Here is an 18,366-nt window from a genome sequence, read left to right as displayed (position 1 = left end):
TGACGTCGGTCCCGACTCCGCCGGCGTCGCTACGGAACCGGGTTCCCGGCGTCGTACTTCAAGAAGCCGGACTGCCAACGCGCCGCCGCCCAGGCAACCACGATGCACAGGAGGCCGCCGATCAGCAGGACCCAGCCCTCACTTAGAATTTTAGTGCCGCCGCCGGCCAACATGTCGCCCACCCGGGGACCGCCTGCCACCACCACGATGAAGACGCCCTGCAGGCGGCCGCGCAGGTGGTCGGGCGTGGCTGACTGCAGGATGGTGGTGCGGAAAACGGCGCTGACGGAATCCGCGATGCCGGCCAGGCCACAGCACAATGCGGCGGGAACCAGCCAGGCCGTGACGCCCTCTGCGCCCGACCTCCCGGCCAGGACCACCACCAGTCCGAACGCCGCGATGGATGCTCCCCACCCCATGACGGACCAGACCACGGCGCTCCCCTGCCGCCGGACGCCGCCCAGCGGCCCGGAAAACAGCCCTGCCAGGAAGGCGCCGACGGCCGTGGAGGCCAGCAGGATGCCCACTGTGGTTTCGCCGCCTCCCACCATGAGGGCGCCCACGGCAGGCAGCAGCGCCCGCGGCTGGGCAAGAATCATGGCCACGAGGTCGATGACGAACGTCATGCGCAGGTTGGGGCGGGTGCCCAGGAACCGGAAGCCCTCGACCACCGACCGCAGCCCCGCCCGGCCCGCCTCCTTGCCGGGCGGCATGGCCGGAAGCCTCAGGAGCGCCCAGAAGGCGAACGCGAAACTCACCAGGTCCAGGGTGTAGGTCCAGCCGAATCCGACCGTGGCAACGAGCACCCCGGCCAGCAGCGGACCTGCCGTCATGGCCAGCCCGAACGTGACCATGCTGAGCGCGTTCGCCGCCGGGAGGAGTTCTTTGCGGACCAGGACGGGAATGATGGCGCTGCGGGCCGGCTGGTTAATGGCCTGGGCGCCGCTCTGCACGGCCACCAGCGCGTAGAGCAGCCAGACGTTCCCCACCTGCAGCCAGGCCTGGAGGGCCAGTCCGCCCACGGCCGCCCACATTACCGAGGACGAAAAGAGGGCCACCTGGCGGCGGTCGTGCGAGTCGGCAATCGAGCCGCCCAGTAGCCCGCCGACCACCAGCGGAACCAGTGCGAAGATGCTCAGCAGCCCCACATAGAGGCTGTCGTGGGTCAGCCGGTAGACCTCCAGGCTGACGGCCACCAGCGTCAACTGGCTTCCGATGTTGGAGATCGCCGAGCCGGCCCAGAGCCTGCGGAAGGTCGGGCTTTCGCGCAGCGGAGTGATGTCGGCCAGTAGTTTCCCCACCCGGCAACTCTAGCCTCGCAGGGAACTTAGCCCAGCCTTATTGTGATCTAGTCAAAATAAGTGGTTGAATGGAACCATGACGGAGCACCCGGAGAGCCACGAAGCATGGGCCGCGGCCCTGCGCGCCCACGGCCGCCGGGTGACCAAACAGCGGCTGGCGGTGCTGGCCGCCGTCGAGCATCACCCCCACTCCCCGGCAGAAAGCATCCTGTCCGCGGCGCGCGAGGAGCTCCCGGAGCTGACCGCCCAGTCCGTCTACGTGGTGCTGGGCGACCTCACCGACCTGCACATGCTGCGCCGGTTCGAACCCCCGCACTCCCCCGCCCTGTATGAAACGCGAGTCGGTGACAACCACCACCACGCCATCTGCATCAGCTGCGGCCGGGTGGAGGACGTCGACTGCGCTGTCGGCCACGCACCATGCCTGACCCCGCACTGGAACGAGGATTCCCATCCCATGACCATCCAGATCGCCGATGTGATGTACCAGGGCATCTGCGGGGACTGCCAGCGGGCCCAAAAACTTCCTTCTGAACGCAACTGATAAGTAATCAAGAAAATAGGAGAAAGATGACTTCGAACATCTCTGCGCCCGCCGTGTCCACGACACAGTCCGGCGCTCCCGTCACGTCCGACGCCCACTCCCAGGCAACCGGTGCCGACGGCGCCATCATCCTGACCGACCACTACCTGGTCGAGAAGCTGGCCCAGTTCAACCGCGAGCGTGTCCCGGAGCGTGTGGTGCACGCCAAGGGTGGCGGCGCATTCGGCTCCTTCAAGGCCACCGAGGACGTCTCCAAGTACACCAAGGCCGCGTTCCTGCAGCCGGGCGTGGAGACCGGGATGCTGATCCGCTTCTCGTCGGTCGCCGGCGAGAACGGCTCCCCCGACACCTGGCGCGATCCCCGCGGCTTCGCCGTCAAGTTCTACACCTCCGAGGGCAACTACGACCTCGTCGGCAACAACACCCCGGTGTTCTTCATCCGCGACGGCATCAAGTTCCCGGACTTCATCCACTCGCAGAAGCGCCTCCCGGGCACGCACCTCCGCGACGCCGACATGCAGTGGGACTTCTGGACCCTCTCCCCCGAGTCCGCGCACCAGGTCACCTGGCTCATGGGCGACCGCGGCCTGCCCGCTTCCTGGCGCGAAATGCAGGGCTACGGCTCGCACACCTACCAGTGGATCAACGCCGAGGGCGAGCGCTTCTGGGTCAAGTACCACTTCAAGTCCAACCAGGGCGTGAAGTCCATGACCGGCGACGAAGCAGAGGCGCTGGCGGGCTCGGACGCGGACTTCTACATCCGCGACCTGCAGGAAAACATCGCCGCCGGCAACTTCCCCTCCTGGGACCTGCACGTCCAGGTCATGCCGTACGAGGACGCCAAGACCTACCGCTTCAACCCGTTCGACCTCACCAAGGTGTGGCCGCACGCTGACTACCCGCTGATCAAGGTGGGCACCATGGAGCTGAACCGGAACCCGGAGAACTACTTCGCGCAGATCGAGCAGGCCACCTTCGCGCCGTCGAACTTCGTCCCGGGCATCGCCGCCTCGCCGGACAAGATGCTGCAGGCCCGCATCTTCTCCTACGCTGACGCACACCGTTACCGCGTGGGCACCAACCACGCCCAGATCCCGGTGAACCAGCCGAAGAACCAGGTCAACAACTACAGCCAGGACGGCGCCGGGCGTTACCACTTCAACGCCCCGTCCGTTCCGGTCTACGCCCCCAACTCGGTGGGCGGTCCGGCTGCCGTTGAGCCGCAGAGCCCGGCCGGCGGCTGGGAGAACGACGGCGCGCTGACGCTCGCCGCGCACTCCCTGCACGCAGAGGACGGCGACTTCGTCCAGGCCGGCGCGCTGTACCGCGAGGTGTTCAACGACGGCGAGAAGGCCCGCCTGCTGGAGACCATCACCGGCGCCGTGGGCGGCGTCAAGAGCCCGGGCATCAAGGAACGCGCCATCCAGTACTGGACCAACGTGGACGCCGAACTCGGCGCCAAGCTCCGTGCCAACCTGGGCGCAGCCCCCGCCGGCCCCAGCTCTGACGCTGAGGCCGCAAACAAGATCGGCTAACAGCCTTTCCGCCTGACAGGAACCCCGCCGCGGCACTGCCGCGGCGGGGTTCCTGCGTCCGGGGCGCGTCATCATCCTCGGGCCGCTGCCGCCGAGAGCACCTTCCCCGCCCGCGGGGCGATATAGTCGTCAACATGCAGCCGGGCCCCATTTATCTGATCGGCCCTTCGGGCAACCCCAATTTCGGCGACGAGTTCATCGCCGCCGCCTGGCTGAAATACCTGGCGGCGGAACGGCCCGACGCCGACGTCTGGCTTGACTGCCCCCAGCCCGGCCTCGCCCAGATCCTGTTCGAAGGACTGCATCCGCGCCTGCGCGTCACCAACACGCTGTGGCGGCTGGTGCACGACACCGCCGACATGCCGCTCGACGCCGCCGCGGAAACTATCAGGGCGCGGGTTACCGGACTGGGCTCCCCGTCCTACGACCTTGGCCTGCTCAAACTGCGGGAAGCCGAATCCCTGCACCTCATCGGCGGCGGCTTCATCAACGAGAACTGGTCCCACCACGCCGGTCTGGTAGTGGCCATGCGCGCCGTCCACGGCCTGACCGGCGCCCGCCTCATCGCGACCGGCCAGGGTCTCATGCCGCTGCTGACTTCAGCCCCGGCCGAGATGCCGCTGTTCCAGGGGTTCACGCACGTCACTGCCCGGGACGAAGCGGGCGCCACGGCCTACGGCATCACCCAAGGTCTGGATGATGCGTTCCTCGGCGCGGCCGACGAAATCGCGCGTGGTGCAGCCGAACCGGGCCTCTACGTCTGCATCCAAAGCGACACCGCCGATCCGGAACGGTTCGAGGCAGCCGTGAACATCGCAAGGGACGCCGTTGAAAAGGCGGCCGGCGAGGGAACCAAGGCCTATTACGTCGAGGCCATCCCCGGCGCTGACCGCGCGGCCTACGACCGGCTTGCCGATCTCATCCCGGAAGCACGGTTCCTGCCGTTCCTGCACATCTGGGAACACGGCCTCCCGCTGTCCGAAAACCAGACCTGGGTGACCAGCCGGTTCCACTTCCACCTGCTGGCAGCCGCCGCGGGGGCCCGCGGAGTCGCCGTCGGCATGAAGAAGGGGTACTACGACGTCAAGCACGAGTCGCTGACCGCGCTGGGAAGCGGCTGGCCGCTTGCCCTGGACAGCGACTATCCAGGGATCCCGCAGCAGCGCGGATCCCTGCGGGACGCCCTGCCTGCACTCGTGGCGCAGAAACGCGCCGAGGCCGGAGGGATCTATCCGCCGCTGACCGGCCAGACCGGATCCCTGACAGCCGGCGCCGCCAAGCTTTTCAACAAAGCCGTGGCCGCTCCGCTGAGGAACAAGATCCGGCCCGGAGCGCGCTGACACGCCCATGCTCCATTGGCTTGTTGAGCTGCTTCCACATGCTCTGACCGTTGTCCTCCTTGTCGCCGCATTTTTCCTGCCCGGGCTTCTGGTGCTCCTGCCGCTGAAGCCCGGCTGGCCGGCAGCCACCGCCCTCAGTCCGGCCATCACCCTGCTGGTCTTCCTCGCCGGATCCTTCCTGGCGGACGCCGCGGGCGTACCCTGGAACGCCGCCACGGCCGCCGTCATTGCTGTGCCGCCCATCCTGGCCGCCTGGCTGGCAGGGCGCCGGTTCGGCTTCCGCACACCCCTGTCGCCCGCCGGCCTCGGTTGGCCGGCGAAAATTGCCATCGTCGCGGGCGTAGCGATGGGTTCCGCGGTGACCTGCCTGGCGCTGCTCCGCGGAATCGGCGACCCCGCCACGGCCTCGCAGGGCTGGGACCCGATCTTCCACCTGAACGTCCTGAGGTGGATCCAGGAATCCGGCAGCGCCACCCCGTGGGGCGTGGCCCCGATATTCGGCGCCGGCCCGCCCACGTACTACCCGGCGGGCTGGCACAGCGCGGTGGCGCTCGTCCCGGGCAGCGTATCGGAAGCAGCCAACCTGTCCTCAATCGTCATCGGCGGCATGATCTGGCCGATCGGCCTCACGTTCCTGGCCTCCGTCGTCCTGCCGCGGCACCCTGCGGCCTGGGCACTGACGCCGCTGATCGGGGCCTCGTTCGTCAGCTTTCCCTTCTCTCAGCTCCTCCGCAGCGGCCAGTGGCCCAACGGTCTCGCCACAGCACTGGTCCCGGCCACCCTGGCGGTGACGGTGGTTCTCCTTCGGCGCCTGACCGCTAACGAGCAGGTCGGAAGGCAGGCCAGGGAGCTGGTCCTCCTCGCCGTCCTCGCGGCCGCGCTCCTTGGCGGCTGCGTCGCCGCGCACCCGAGTGCCGTCTTTGCCCTGTCTCTTATACACATCTAGATGTGTATAAGAGACAGGCGCGCCTGCTGCCGCTGCTGGTGCGGGCAGCACGCCGCCGTCGCCGGCGTGCCGGCGCTGCGGCGGCCGTGTCTCTTATACACATCTAGATGTGTATAAGAGACAGGTGGCGGCCTATTCAGCACTGGCCAACTCCCGGCTGCTGGCGGGCGTGATGGCCTACCGGCGGGCGGTGCGGGCCGAAATCCCGGATTCATTGGACCTTGCGTTCTTCGACCTTCCGCGGTTTCCGGCGCTCTCCCCGCCAGCCCCGGACGATTTCAACCTCGCGGTTGGGCTGCTGGTGATCGTCGGCGCGGCTGTTGCCGTCTTTGTCCGGGAGGCGAGGCCGCTCGCCATCTCCTGGCTCGCGTTTGTGGCACTCTATGTGCTGGCCGCCGGACCCGAGAACGGGCTACGGTGGCTGACCGGCTTCTGGTACAAGGACACGCAGAGGATCGCCCCCTTCATCGCCATGACAGGGAGCCTGCTGGCGGCCCTGGCTGTCGCCGTGGCCGCGAGGGCAGCCAGACGTGCGGTGTCAGCGCGGCTGACCTCTGCCCGAACCGGCGGCAGGTGGCCTGTTGCGTCAATGCTCGTCGCCCTGCCCGTTGCCGTCCTGATCTGCGGAATCTACTGGGGATCGGGGAGCTACCGGTCGGTGGAGCGCGTGGCGGTGGCCGCACAGAACTACGTGGTCTCCGACAAGCCCGGATCCGGCGTCCTCTCCAAGGGCGAGCAGGCCTTCATCGAGCGCGCCGGTGCGATGCTTCCGGCCAACGCCGTGGTGATCGGCGACCCGTTCAACGGCGAAACCTACTTCTACACCCTCACCGGACGGCATGTGGTGTACACGCAGCTGGGCGCCCCGACGGCCGGGAGTGCGGCCAAGGAACTGCTCCGCACCGGCTTCAACCGGCTGCGGACTGACAAGTCCATCTGCGAGGCCGTGCTCAAGGTCGGCGCCACGCACTTCTATGAGGACTCGCCAGGCTCGGCGCACGGCAGCGCCAGCCTGAAGCGATGGCCGGGCTTTTACAATGTGCCCACCGGGCTGGGCTTTGAAAAGATCGCGTCCGACGGCGTCCGCGCCCTGTACCGGATCACGGCCTGCAACGAGCCGCGGTAATCCGGCGAGTCGCCCGTTTTTCCACATACGCGGCCGCGCCGGTGGCCCGCAGTCATGACGGTGCCTAGGCTTCAGTCATGAGCACATTCGAGGGCATCCCCGCAGCCACTGCGGCGGCGTTCTACGCCGAACTGGAAGAGAACAACACCCGGGACTGGTGGCAGGCCCATTCAGCCGTGTACCAGGAGTCCGTCAGGGAGCCCCTCAGTGCGTTGCTGGCCCGGCTGGAGCCGCAGTTCGGGCCCGGCAAGATCTTTCGGCCCAACCGTGACATCCGGTTCTCGCAGGACAAATCACCCTACAAAACCGCCCAGGGCGCGTTCGCTTCGTTTCAAGAAGGCCTGGGCTACTACCTGCAGCTGAGCGCTGACGGCTTGCTCGTCGGCGGCGGCTACCACTCCCATTCACCGGCCCAGCTGGCCCGCTACCGGAATGCCGTCGATGCGACGGGCACCGGCGAGCAGCTGCAGCACATTGTGGACGCCGTCGCCGCGGCAGGGTTCACGGTTGAAGGTGAAAAGCTCAAGACCGTGCCGCGGGGTTTCCTGCGGGAGCACCCGCGCGCGGAGCTGCTCAAACACAAGTCGCTTTCCGCCAGCGTCGCCCTGGGGCAGCCGGACTGGCTGTCCTCCCCGGACGCCGAAGGTGAGATTGCGAGGCTGTGGGACCAACTGCGCCCGCTGGTCGACTGGGTCGGGCGGAACGCCGCTCCGTGAACGACGTTCCGCCCGGCAGGGTGAGACCTGCGGCAGGTCAGACCTTCGTCAGGACATCCCGGTCGTCCTCGTCGTCCGCGAGGCTCGCGGCCGGGCCGTCCACCGCGGCTTTGGCGCCGGCGAACTTCTCGTTGAGCCGGGAGTGCCGCTGCCCGTAGGCGAAGTAGATCGCCAGCCCAAGAACGAGCCAGATGCCGAAGAAGATCCAGGTCTCAACGGCCAGGTTGGTCATCAGGTAAAGGCAGAGAACGGCGGAAACGACGGGCAGCACCTTCCCGAACGGCACCCGGAAGGCAGGCTTCAGGTCCGGGCGCTTCTTGCGCAGCACGAGGATGCCCAGGCTGACCATCACGAACGCGGACAGCGTGCCGATGTTGATCATTTCCTCGAGCAGGTCCACGTTGGTCAGCCCGGCAACCACGGCGACGGCGGCACCGCATATGACCTGCAGGCGGACCGGCGTTGCTCGCTTTTCGCTGGTCTTGGACAGGGACCGCGGCAGCAGGCCGTCGCGGCTCATGGCGAGCACAACGCGGGAGAGACCCATGAGGAGCACCATGATCACGGTGGTCAGGCCCACCAGCGAGCCGAAGGCAATTACCTTGGCAGCATCGGTGTTGCCGACGGCTTCGAAGGCCGTGGTGAGCGTGGGGTTCTTGACTTCCGCGAGTTGCTTGTAGGAAACCATGCCCGTCAGGGCCAGCGACACCAGGATGTAGAGCAGCGTGACGAGGGCCAGGCCGCCGAAGATTCCGCGGGGCAGCGTCTTCTGCGGGTTCTTGACCTCTTCCGCGGAGGTGGCCACCACGTCGAAGCCGATGAAGGCGAAGAACACCAGCGCCGCGCCGGCAAAGATGCCCAGCGTCCCGTACTGCGCCGGGGCCGCGCCCGTCAGGAATCCGAAGAACGACTGCTTCATCACGTCGGCCGCACCGGTGCTGGCGGTGGGCTCCGAGGCGGGCACGAAGGGGGTGTAGTTCGAGAGCTTGAGGTAGCTGAAGCCGACCACGATCACGAAGATCACGACGCCGATTTTGATCAGCGTGAAGATGTTGCCGACGCGGGCGGAAAGCTTGGTTCCAAGCACGAGCAACACGGTGAAGATGGCGACGATGAGGAAGGCGCCCCAGTAGAGGTCGACTCCGCCAAGCGAGATGGCGGGCGGAATGTCAACGCCCATCAGGGCAAAGACCTTGCTGAGGTAGATGCCCCAGTACTTGGCAATTACGGCGGCGGCAGTGAATAGCTCCAGGATGAGGTTCCATCCGATGATCCAGGCGAGTACCTCGCCCATGGTTGCGTAGGTGAAGACGTAGGCTGATCCTGCCACCGGGATGGCGGTGGCGAACTCCGCGTAGCACATGATCGCCAGGGCGCACGTGACAGCGGCAACAGCAAAGGAGACCGTCACTGCGGGGCCGGCGAAGTTCGCCGCGGCTTTTGCGCCGACCGAGAAGATGCCGGCGCCGACAGCAACTGCCACGCCCATGATCATCAGGTCCCACGTGCTCAGGGAGCGCTTGAGCTTACGTCCGGGCTCATCGGCGTCGGCCATCGACTGCTCGATGGATTTGGTCCGGAAAAGATTCATGAGGAGTCCACAATCCTGGTTGGGGTTGGAAACAGACCTATCAATCGTAGTGTCCATCCAGTGGACGGCCATATTTGTCCCGCATGGTGAGACGCCGGGCACGCAAAACCACACCCGGCCCTCCCCGCGCTGCGGCTGCGCGGTGTGTGGAGGGTCGGGCGTGGTGTCTTGAGAGGATGGCTGGCGGCTCCTTGCGGGAGCCGCCAGCCGGCCTGGTGAATTACACGGCACCAGTCCTGAACGTCCAGGAGCGGAAGGCCAGCGGGTTGCCCGCCAGGTCCCGGACGGAGGACGTAGCCACGGTGTAGGTGGTGTTTGCCACCAAGGTCGACGACGGGTTCAGCGTCGCCGTCCGCGTTGCCGCGTTGTAGGTCACGACCGCCGTCACAACCGGTCCGGTGGTGCCTCCGCGCCGCAGCACCACAGTTCCGGTGCTGACGCCCGTCACGGGCTCGCTGTACCGGACGGTGATGTTGGCTGTCCGGCTTACGTTCGTCGCCCCGATAGCCGGAGTGACTGCGATAACCGTTGGAGCGGGGCCGGTGGTGAACTGCCATGACGGCGGTGCTGCCATGGTGTTCCCTGCCGTGTCCCGGATCGATGAGAATGCCATGTTGTACGTGCGGTCAGCCAGCAGGGTCGCGTTCGGGTTGACCGTCACCGTCCTGGTCGCGTTGTTGTACACCACGGTGGCCGGGATCGGAGTTGCGCTGCCGTTGAGGCGGAGCACCACCGTGTTCGTGCCGACATTCGCCACTGACTCACTGAAGGTCGCCGTGATGTTGGCCGTCTGGCTGACGGACGTGGCACCCAGAGCAGGTGTCCTGGCGGTGATCGTCGGGAGCACAAACTCGGTCCGCGGTGTGGTCAGCGCCGAACGGGCCGAGGGTGCGCCCGTTCCTGCGGCGTTGATCGCCGAGACGTCGAAGGTGTATCCGGTTCCGTTGATCAGGCCCGTCACCGCGCTGCTCGTGATGTTGCCAACAATGACCTCGCGGGTCGGAGTGGCACTTGTTCCCACGAAGACGCGGATCCGGAACTGCGTGACCGCGGCGCTGGGGACAGCCGGCGGGGCGGTCCACGTCACCGTAACCTGGGCATTGCCGGCCGTTGCCGTGCCGATCGCCGGAGCGCTGGCAAGGACGGGAGCAGCCGGGGTGACCGCGTTGGACAGTGCCGAGAAGGCGCTGGCGCCGATTGCGTTCACTGCCCGTACCTGGAACCGGACAGGCGTTCCGTTGGCCAGACCCGTAACCACCAGGCTGGTGGAACCGGCGTCTGCCGTCTGAAGTGCGCCTACCTGGGTTCCGGCCGCGTTGACCACCCGCACCTCGAAGCTGGTGGCAACGCCGCCTGCTGCCGGGGTGAAGTTGACCGTAGCCTGGCCGCTGCCGGTAGCAGCTGCCGCGCCGATGACGGGAGCGGCGGGTGCAACAGAGTCTGCGAACACCAGCCGTTCAACGTTCCGCAGGGTGTCGGTACCGTCGGTGCCCACGTTGTCGGTCACCGTGGTGGTCGACCCCGGTGAGCCAAGGACGCCGGTCCCGCCGGTGGTGGTGACCGTGTAGTCAGCCGCCGGGCCGGTGAACACTGCCGAGTCGGTGCCGCCGGAGCCCGTGAGGACCTCGCGGACCGCCACGATGTTGCCGGGGTTCACGGTGCCTGCGAAGACAGCTTCCTGGAGTGTCGGTCCCGTCAGGTTGCCGTTGGCGTCCTTCTGGTACCGGCTGGCCATGGCGCTCTGCCCCAGCCCTTCAATGCTGGCGCTGCCGATCTCGCTTGCCGGATCGGCCGCGTTGGTGCGGACACTGAGCCGGACACCGAGGTACCGGTCGCCGTCGATGATGTCGTTGGCGCCGCGTCCCTCCATGAGGTCACTGCCGCTGCCGCCGAGGAGGATGTTGCCTTCGCCCCAGACGTTCGTGCCGGTGAGGAGCGGGCAGTCCTTGGACGCCGAGGCGGCCACAACATCGGATGTCAGTGTCGGGAAGGTCGTCACCAGGTCGCCGAGGCCGGCAATCCGGTCCACGCCGGCCTGATCCAGCACGTCGCATCCAATGAACCCGGCACCGCCAACGGCGCTCGGAACCAAATCGTCACCGCGAAGCTTGTCGTCGAGTTTGCCGCCGGAGAGCGCTTCAACCTCGTTGAACTTGTCGCGGACGCCCACCGTCAGAATGTCCAGCGGAGGGATCGGGAGAGCCAGGTCAAGATCCTGTGCCTGTGGGTCGCCCTGACCGATCTCCCAGTCGTAGCCCGAGGCTCCAGCGACTTTCTCGATGCCGGGACCGCCGACGCCGATGTCGTCGCCGCCCTCCATGTCGTAGTCGTCGTCGCCGCCCTGACCGACGAGGATGTCGTGTCCTGGCTTCTGGGAGTCATCCAGGAAGAACAGGTTGCCGCTGTCTCCCTGCATCAGGTCCGGCTGGTCGCCGCCCTCTTCCCAGTCATCGCCGCTGTCGCCGAATGCGGCGTCAAGGCTCTCACCGAGCATCACGAAGTCGTCACCGGCTCCGGCGAAGGTCTCGTTGGCGTTGGCTCCACCGTTCGTGAAGTCCTTGCCGTCGCCACCCATGATGATGTCCAGGCCGGGTCCTGCGTCGATCGCGTCGTTGCCGGGTCCGCCCTTCGGGACGTCGTCACCGGCGAGGTCGGTGATGATGTCGTCGCCGTCGCCACCGAGCGCGACGTCGGCTCCGTCGCCGCCTTCGATGACGTCGTTGCCTTCACCGCCCCAGAAGGTGTCGTTGTCGTTACCGCCGTAGATACGGTCAACGCCGGCCGTGCCGTTGTAGACACTCTGTCCGTTGATGCCGGAGGGGTCCACGGTGTTCCTCGCGCGGTACTTGATGGTGCCGTCCGGCATGCGGATCAGGAGATCCGCCTCGCTGCAGTCTGTGTCCGGGTCGTCCACCACGGTGTTGCCGGAGGTTGTAAAGCCGGCGGTGGTGCCTGCCAGCTTCTTCAGTTCGAACTTGCAGTCGGCCGTCGCGAACGCATCGGCCTTCAGGCTCTTGACGTTCGTGTTGCGCATCATCAGTTCGGCGAACGAGTTGCCTTCCAGTTGCGCCCTCAGGTTCATGCCGGGGGTGCGCGCCAGGTAGTACAGGCGGTCGCCGTTCTGCAGGTTGGTCAGCTGGTTCTCGAAGACGTAGTTGAACGTACTGCCCAGCAGGCCGCCAAACAGGTTTGTCCGTTCTGCAAGGCCGCCGACCCAGAGGTCGACGTTGTCGAGGCCGGTAATCGAGGTCGTGCCGGTGTTGGCCCAGGCGTCCGTGCTGTTCATGAACGCTGCGGCGTCTGCCGGCGGGACATCCGCGGCTGCGGGGCTGACGATCAGCCGCGCGGCCTCCCGCTTGCCCGCCAGCGTTGTTGCGCCGGTGATGGACGGGTGCAGGCCGTAGGCAGCGACGAAGTTGACGAGCGACTCCGGGTGCTTGAGGTTCTCGCCGAAGTCGACCCAGTTGGTGTAGGGCTTCAGCTGGCCGTCATTCGTTGAGTTGAAAAGCTCCCGGCGAAGGACGTTCAGCCGCGGGATTCCTTCAGAACGGGCCCGCGTCATGTTGATCGTCGGAAGGTCCAGGGGCAGGCCCAGCAGGTTGTTGCGGAGCGTGTCGGTCACGAACTCATCCAGTTCGTTACCGGCCTGGTCCGACATCCCCATGATGACGCTTCCGGCAGCCTCTTCCGAGGTCAGCGGCCCTGCAGGACCGCCGTTGGTGTACTCCGGCGGGTTGAGGAAGCCGTGGAGCAGCGAAATGTCGTTCTGGCTGCCCCTCGTGTCGTCCGACGTTCCGAACACCAAGTCGGCGCCGGCGCCGTCCTCGTTCCTGCGAGAGATCGTTTCGGTCAGCATGGAGTGGCCGAAGCGGTACACGGCGTGGGCGAATTCCGCCTTGATCGCCGGGTTGAGCTCCGTCTGGGTGAAAGCAAACGGCTCAAAGGGGTTGATCGCAGGCTGAACCTTGCGGGCGAACTCCTCGAAGACCAGGTGCTGGTACTCCATCTCCGTGATGAACCGGGCGGCCTGGAAGAGCCGCTCACCGTTCCAGCCGTCTGCACCGGCGGCCAGCTTCCACTCGGCCAAAGCAGTAACGCCGCTTGGCGAGGTATCGGTGGTCAGGACGTTCTCGATGTCGCCGACGAGCCGATCGTGCTCGGAGTGGAAGATCTGGTGGATGGTGGTCAGGCCGATGTTCTCGTTGACCCGGCCGTCACCGGCGATGAAGTGCGCATTCAGCATCTCGTCGTCGTAGGTGCCTGCCGGCTGGCTGGCGAAGTCGGCGGATGCCGTGGTGTCGGCGTCCGGCGCCGGCGTCACCCGCGGTGTTGCCGGGTTGTTGTCGGTGTCCTGGGGACTCGGGTCCGCGTTGTGCGCGATGTCCGTCAGGAACGGGGTGTCAAAGTACTTGACGTTGGCAGGGACCGGTACGGTCTCGTCTACCGCTGCCGTCGACGGGTCGTCGAGTCGTCCCTCGACAAGACCGGTCGCCGTAACATACTGCGGCAGGCCGCGCGCCGGGCCGGGAATGAACTTGCCGTACGCGTCCGCGGCGATCATCGGGACATTCAGGACGTCCTTATCTTCGAGCCTGAGACCAAGCAAGGTCTTCGCCTGAAGCTTGGTGGTGGTCCAGGTGGCCATGCCGCCCGCGGTGGGGCCGGCCGGTCCGCCGAGCAGCTTGCCCGTGGCGACCGGCCTTCCGGCGGTGTTGTTAACATACTCGCGCAGGAATACCTGGTGCGAGGAGTGCGAGGTGTAGGTCTGGCTCTGGTCGACCCAAGGCGAGTCCGTGTTGTTCGCATCCTGGATGTCGTCAGCGCTCTCATCGGCAGGGGTTGCGGGGTTGTCGCCCAAGACGCCGTCCGGACCGGGTTGGTTCTGGCCACGGGTCAGCACCATAAAGCGCAAGTTCGGGTTGAGGTCGTCCGCGTTCCCGAAGACGTGGTCCGGGCCTGCGATCAGCGGGTCGTCATCCTTCAGCGGAACGAAGACGGTACCGCCGCCCTTCACAGTCTGGTCAACGCCGTGGTCAAAGAACTGGCCGAAGAGCGTGAACATCGAGTTGTAGGGCGGTGAGAGGCCGACGTCGGTGGTCACGTTCGGGATGAACAGCGTGCTGTGGGACGGCACGCAGTCAACGGGATCACCAGCGACAGGCGGATCGGCCAGGGGCTGCGGGTCCGTCGTGCAGGGGACGACACCGGTGTTGCCCTGCGTCCTGACGGGGTTACCGGCCGCGGCGACCGCAGCCGGGTTGGTCGAGGTCTGGTCCACGATCAGGTTGCTGATCACGCGCGGCTCGGAGTCGAAGACGTTGCCCTTCTTCTGCGCGTAGCTCGTGGGCTGGGAGGGGCCGAACGCGGGAGGCGAGTTCTCTGCGCCCTTGAAGACCGGGGTGGTCAGTCGCGGGAACAGTTGGTCGGCCGCACCGAACGTCTCCTGGCCGGCCTGGAGGTTGTTGCATGACCCGTCGACCGTCCGCAGCCCCTGGGAGACCAGGGGGCTGGGGATTTGGTTGGGGCCGGTGCCGATCAGCGCACCGCAGGGGCCGGTGGCAGAGGTCGTGTTGGCCACATGGGCTTCAGCGATCTTGATCTGCTTCAGGATGAAAGAGAGATCGGAGGGGGTGATGGTAAAACCCTCCCCAACCGGCGCCTGCACGGCGTTGGCCGCGACCACGGGCAAACCCATGGCGATTGGCATCATCAATGTGGTTACTGCTGCCACCGTCCGGAAGGAGATGGCCTGCTTGCCGTGCTTTTTACGTCGTTGACGTCGGTTTGTTGGTGGATCGGTGGGTGAAGCGGATCGACTTTGATCCGCCCCCCCGTCTGAATTCCATGCTGAGATTTTCATGGCACACCTGCCGCTAGGAGGGATGTAACCGTGCCATCGTGCGATGGCTGGCCCGTGAAAACCTTGTGGCAGCAATCTTCTTCCCGCTGATTGACCTGTTCAGCCACCCAAAATTGGGGGTTCCCAATCGCGGCATTAATATGCAAAGCCCGGGTGGGGCCGCTCATTCGCGGCCCCACCCGGGCTTACATGGCGTGGAGTCTTGCTGGAACGTGTGGCAGCCGGGTCAGACCGGCCAATCCATGAGAGTGGAACGGATCAGGAACCGCTTGCCTTCCGGGGCCTCGACCGAAAAGCCGCTCCCCCGGCCCGGCACCACATCCACTGTCAAATGGGTGTGGCTCCAGTAGCTGAACTGCTCCCGGGACATCCAGAACTCGAGGGGCTGCGGCTCCACGCCGCCGGCGATGTCGAACAGCCCTAGGAGGACGTCCGCTTCCGCGGTGATGAACTCCCCCGCCGGATAACACATAGGCGAGGAGCCGTCGCAGCAGCCGCCGGACTGGTGGAACATGAGCGGCCCGTGCTGGCCCCACAGCTTCCTGAGCAGTTCCACGGCCTCGGCCGTGAGCGCCACGCGGGACATGTCCTCTCCGGGCAGCGTCACTGCCGCGTCTAGTCTCGCCTCCATCATCAGTACTTGATGACGACGCGGCCGTCGATCTTGGCGTGCTTCATCTCGTCCAGAACGGCGTTGACCTCGGAGAGCTCCCGGGTGGACACCGTGGGGTGGATCTTGCCCTCCGCGTAGAACTCGAGGGCTTCCTCCAGGTCCTGCCGGGTACCCACGATTGAGCCGCGGACTGTCAGGCCCTTGAGCACGATCTCGAAGATCGGCGCCGGGAAGTCGCCCGGCGGCAGGCCGTTGAACACGATCGTGCCGCCGCGGCGGGCCATCCCGATCGCCTGTCCGAACGCTGACGGGTGCACGGCCGTGACCAGGACTCCATGGCAACCTCCGGTTTCACGTTGGATGACTTCGGCGGGATCTTCGTGCAGCGCGTTGACGGTAAGCTCCGCACCGTGCTTCTTGGCCAGGGCGAGTTTGTCGTCCGCGATGTCCACGGCGGCTACCCGCAGGCCCATCGCCACTGCGTACTGGACGGCAATGTGCCCGAGTCCGCCGATGCCGGAGATGGTGACCCACTGTCCGGGCCTGGCTTCGGTCATCTTAAGGCCCTTGTACACCGTGACGCCGGCGCACAGCACCGGGGCGACTTCAACGGGGTCCGAGCCCGCCGGTATGCGGGCGGCAAAGCGCGTGTCCACGAGCATGTACTCCCCGAAGGAGCCGTCCACACTGTAGCCGGCGTTCTTCTGCGCTTCGCACAGCGTCTCCCAGCCGGTGCGGCAGTACTGGCAGTCGCCGCAGGCGGACCATAGCCAGGCGTTGCCGACGAGGTCTCCGACGGCAAGGTCGGTGACGCCCTCGCCCAAGGCAACCACTTCGCCTACGCCTTCGTGGCCGGGGATGAACGGCGGTGTCGGCTTGACCGGCCAGTCGCCCTCCGCTGCGTGGAGGTCTGTGTGGCAGACGCCGGTGGTGATGACCTTGATCAGCGCCTCGCCCCGGCCCGGGGCGGGAATGGGGAGGGTCTGGATCTGAAGATCCTTGCCGAACTCGGTTACTACTGCTGCTTGCATTGTCGTCGTCATTGGCGAAATCCTTGCGTTGATGAAGCGTTGGTGCGGTGGAGGTGGTGCTGCCTTCCTGAGGGGTGGCCAGGTGGTGCGGGCGGGGACGGATCGGTGCTAATCCATCCCCGCCCTGGCTAAACAGCGGCTTAGAAGAAGCCGAGCTTGTTCTCGTTGTAGCTGACCAGCAGGTTCTTGGTCTGCTGGTAGTGGTCCAGCATCATGGAGTGGTTTTCACGTCCGATGCCGGAGGACTTGTACCCGCCGAACGCGGCGCCGGCCGGGTAGGCGTGGTAGTTGTTGACCCAGACGCGGCCGGCCTGGATCTCGCGGCCCGCACGGTAGGCGACGTTGCCGTTCCGCGACCAGACGCCGGCGCCAAGCCCGTAGAGGGTGTCGTTGGCGATGCCCATGGCGTCGTTGTAGTCGCTGAATCGCGTCACGGACACCACCGGCCCGAAGATTTCCTCCTGGAAGATCCGCATCTTGTTGTGGCCTTCGAAGACGGTGGGCTGGACGTAGTAGCCGCCGGCCAGGTCGCCGGGCAGTTCGGCCCGGGCGCCGCCGGTGAGCACCTTGGCGCCCTCCTGCTTTCCGATGTCGATGTAGGAGAGGATCTTTTCCAGCTGGTCGTTGGAGGCCTGGGCGCCGACCTGGGTTTCGGTGTCCAGCGGGTTGCCCTGGATGATCTTCTCCACGCGGGCAACGGCGTCGGCCATGAAGGAGTCGTAGATGTCCTCCTGGACGAGGGCGCGGGACGGGCAGGTGCAGACCTCGCCCTGGTTGAAGGCGAAGAGCGTGAAGCCTTCCTGTGCCTTGTCGTAGAACGCGTCGTTGGACTCGGCAACATCGTTGAAGAAGATGTTGGGGCTCTTGCCGCCCAGTTCCAGCGTGACGGGGATCAGGTTCTGGCTGGCGTACTGGCTGATCAGGCGCCCGGTGGAGGTCTCGCCGGTGAAGGCGATCTTGCGGATCCGCGGGCTGGAGGCGAGCGGCTTGCCGGCTTCGACGCCGAAGCCGTTGACCACGTTGAGCACGCCGGCCGGCAGCAGGTCGCCGATGAGTTCCATCAGGACCAGGATGGAGGACGGTGTCTGCTCGGCGGGCTTGAGCACCACGGCGTTGCCCGCGGCGAGGGCCGGCGCGAGCTTCCAGACGGCCATCAGGATGGGGAAGTTCCAGGGGATGATCTGGCCAACCACGCCGAGGGGCTCGTGGTAGTGGTAGGCGGTGGTGTCGTCGTCGAGCTGCGAAAGGCGTCCCTCTTGGGCGCGGACGGCGGAGGCGAAGTACCGGAAGTGGTCCGCCGCCAGGGGGATGTCCGCGTTCAGGGTCTCGCGGATGGGCTTGCCGTTGTCCCACGATTCGGCGACGGCCAGCATTTCGAGGTTCTCGTCGATGACATCCGCGATCTTGTTCAGGATGGCGGCACGTTCGGCGACGGACGTCTTGCCCCACGACGGCGCAATCTTGTGGGCCGCGTCAAGGGCCAGCTCGATGTCCTCGGCCGTGCCGCGGGCCACCTCGCAAAAGACCTTGCCGGTGACGGGCGTGATGTTTTCGAAGTACTGGCCTTTGACGGGGGCAACCCACTCGCCGCCGATCCAGTTCTCGTAGCGGTCCTTGAACGTGACCTTCGAACCCTCGGTACCGGGCTGTGCGTAAACGGTCATTGCTGGCTCCTTTGCTCTGCAACATGGTGGCGATCCGCATGGTGATCGCCGTTGCACCCAGCGTAGGAGCGTGGAGGTTGCAGGCAGGTTGCAACCGTG

At 66.2% G+C, this 18,366-nt stretch carries 12 protein-coding genes; 6 read left to right on the top strand and 6 right to left on the bottom strand.

The features are described from left to right. Window positions 1-29: 29 nt before the first annotated feature. The gene (locus tag B1A87_RS01650) at window positions 30-1,301 is read right to left on the bottom strand and encodes an MFS transporter (protein WP_078027318.1); all 1,272 of its coding nucleotides are present in this window, start codon (window positions 1,299-1,301) and stop codon (window positions 30-32) included. 76 nt (window positions 1,302-1,377) lie between these two features. Here B1A87_RS01650 and B1A87_RS01645 point away from each other — a divergent pair, with 76 nt between their 5' ends. From B1A87_RS01645 to B1A87_RS01620, 6 genes are all read left to right on the top strand, one after another. Continuing rightward, entirely contained in the window at window positions 1,378-1,845 is a 468-nt protein-coding gene (locus B1A87_RS01645) for a Fur family transcriptional regulator (protein WP_078027319.1), read from the top strand. A 26-nt stretch (window positions 1,846-1,871) separates the two neighbouring features. Next, window positions 1,872-3,380 (top strand): catalase, encoded by a 1,509-nt coding sequence (locus B1A87_RS01640; protein WP_144275690.1) that lies wholly within the window; start codon window positions 1,872-1,874, stop codon window positions 3,378-3,380. Between the two features lie 134 nt (window positions 3,381-3,514). Continuing rightward, the gene (locus B1A87_RS01635; RefSeq protein WP_078029270.1) at window positions 3,515-4,720 is read left to right on the top strand and encodes a polysaccharide pyruvyl transferase family protein; all 1,206 of its coding nucleotides are present in this window, start codon (window positions 3,515-3,517) and stop codon (window positions 4,718-4,720) included. 7 nt (window positions 4,721-4,727) lie between these two features. After that, a complete protein-coding gene (locus B1A87_RS01630) occupies window positions 4,728-5,666 on the top strand; it encodes a DUF6541 family protein (RefSeq protein ID WP_144275689.1) in 939 nt (312 codons plus the stop codon). A gap of 109 nt (window positions 5,667-5,775) precedes the next feature. Next, window positions 5,776-6,792 carry a DUF6541 family protein gene (locus B1A87_RS01625; RefSeq protein WP_144275688.1) on the top strand — a complete coding sequence of 339 codons (1,017 nt, stop codon included), beginning with the start codon at window positions 5,776-5,778 and terminating at the stop codon, window positions 6,790-6,792. A gap of 77 nt (window positions 6,793-6,869) precedes the next feature. Then, window positions 6,870-7,508, top strand: a complete 639-nt coding sequence (locus tag B1A87_RS01620; protein WP_078029272.1) for a DUF2461 domain-containing protein — start codon at window positions 6,870-6,872, stop codon at window positions 7,506-7,508. A 37-nt stretch (window positions 7,509-7,545) separates the two neighbouring features. Here the strand turns inward: B1A87_RS01620 and B1A87_RS01615 are convergent, their stop codons facing one another. The 5 genes from B1A87_RS01615 to B1A87_RS01595 form a co-directional block, all read right to left on the bottom strand. Continuing rightward, window positions 7,546-9,099: an APC family permease gene (locus B1A87_RS01615; protein WP_078029273.1), complete on the bottom strand. Its 1,554-nt coding sequence runs from the start codon at window positions 9,097-9,099 to the stop codon at window positions 7,546-7,548. 220 nt (window positions 9,100-9,319) lie between these two features. Beyond that, entirely contained in the window at window positions 9,320-14,809 is a 5,490-nt protein-coding gene (locus B1A87_RS01610) for a peroxidase family protein (RefSeq protein WP_260680590.1), read from the bottom strand. 376 nt (window positions 14,810-15,185) lie between these two features. Beyond that, window positions 15,186-15,593, bottom strand: a complete 408-nt coding sequence (locus B1A87_RS01605; protein WP_078029274.1) for a DUF779 domain-containing protein — start codon at window positions 15,591-15,593, stop codon at window positions 15,186-15,188. Continuing rightward, window positions 15,593-16,615: an alcohol dehydrogenase AdhP gene (gene adhP, locus B1A87_RS01600; RefSeq protein WP_185982201.1), complete on the bottom strand. Its 1,023-nt coding sequence runs from the start codon at window positions 16,613-16,615 to the stop codon at window positions 15,593-15,595. Before adhP ends, B1A87_RS01605 begins: the two co-directional genes overlap by 1 nt. A gap of 128 nt (window positions 16,616-16,743) precedes the next feature. After that, window positions 16,744-18,267, bottom strand: a complete 1,524-nt coding sequence (locus B1A87_RS01595; RefSeq protein WP_078029276.1) for an aldehyde dehydrogenase family protein — start codon at window positions 18,265-18,267, stop codon at window positions 16,744-16,746. Window positions 18,268-18,366 lie beyond the last annotated feature (99 nt).

Origin of the sequence: Arthrobacter sp. KBS0703 (assembly GCF_002008315.2) — a bacterium.
Lineage (GTDB): Bacteria > Actinomycetota > Actinomycetes > Actinomycetales > Micrococcaceae > Arthrobacter.
This window is presented reverse-complemented; position numbering and strand designations above follow the sequence as displayed.

Bases quoted from the DNA above. Each gene is read 5' to 3' on its own strand.
- B1A87_RS01630 (WP_144275689.1), top strand. From the start codon at position 4,728: ATGCTCCATTGGCTTGTTGAGCTGCTTCCACATGCTCTGACCGTTGTC.
- B1A87_RS01640 (WP_144275690.1), top strand. From the start codon at position 1,872: ATGACTTCGAACATCTCTGCGCCCGCCGTGTCCACGACACAGTCCGGC.
- B1A87_RS01610 (WP_260680590.1), bottom strand. From the start codon at position 14,809: ATGATGCCAATCGCCATGGGTTTGCCCGTGGTCGCGGCCAACGCCGTG.
- adhP (WP_185982201.1), bottom strand. From the start codon at position 16,615: ATGACGACGACAATGCAAGCAGCAGTAGTAACCGAGTTCGGCAAGGAT.
- B1A87_RS01605 (WP_078029274.1), bottom strand. From the start codon at position 15,593: ATGATGGAGGCGAGACTAGACGCGGCAGTGACGCTGCCCGGAGAGGAC.
- B1A87_RS01635 (WP_078029270.1), top strand. From the start codon at position 3,515: ATGCAGCCGGGCCCCATTTATCTGATCGGCCCTTCGGGCAACCCCAAT.
- B1A87_RS01595 (WP_078029276.1), bottom strand. From the start codon at position 18,267: ATGACCGTTTACGCACAGCCCGGTACCGAGGGTTCGAAGGTCACGTTC.
- B1A87_RS01645 (WP_078027319.1), top strand. From the start codon at position 1,378: ATGACGGAGCACCCGGAGAGCCACGAAGCATGGGCCGCGGCCCTGCGC.
- B1A87_RS01615 (WP_078029273.1), bottom strand. From the start codon at position 9,099: ATGAATCTTTTCCGGACCAAATCCATCGAGCAGTCGATGGCCGACGCC.
- B1A87_RS01620 (WP_078029272.1), top strand. From the start codon at position 6,870: ATGAGCACATTCGAGGGCATCCCCGCAGCCACTGCGGCGGCGTTCTAC.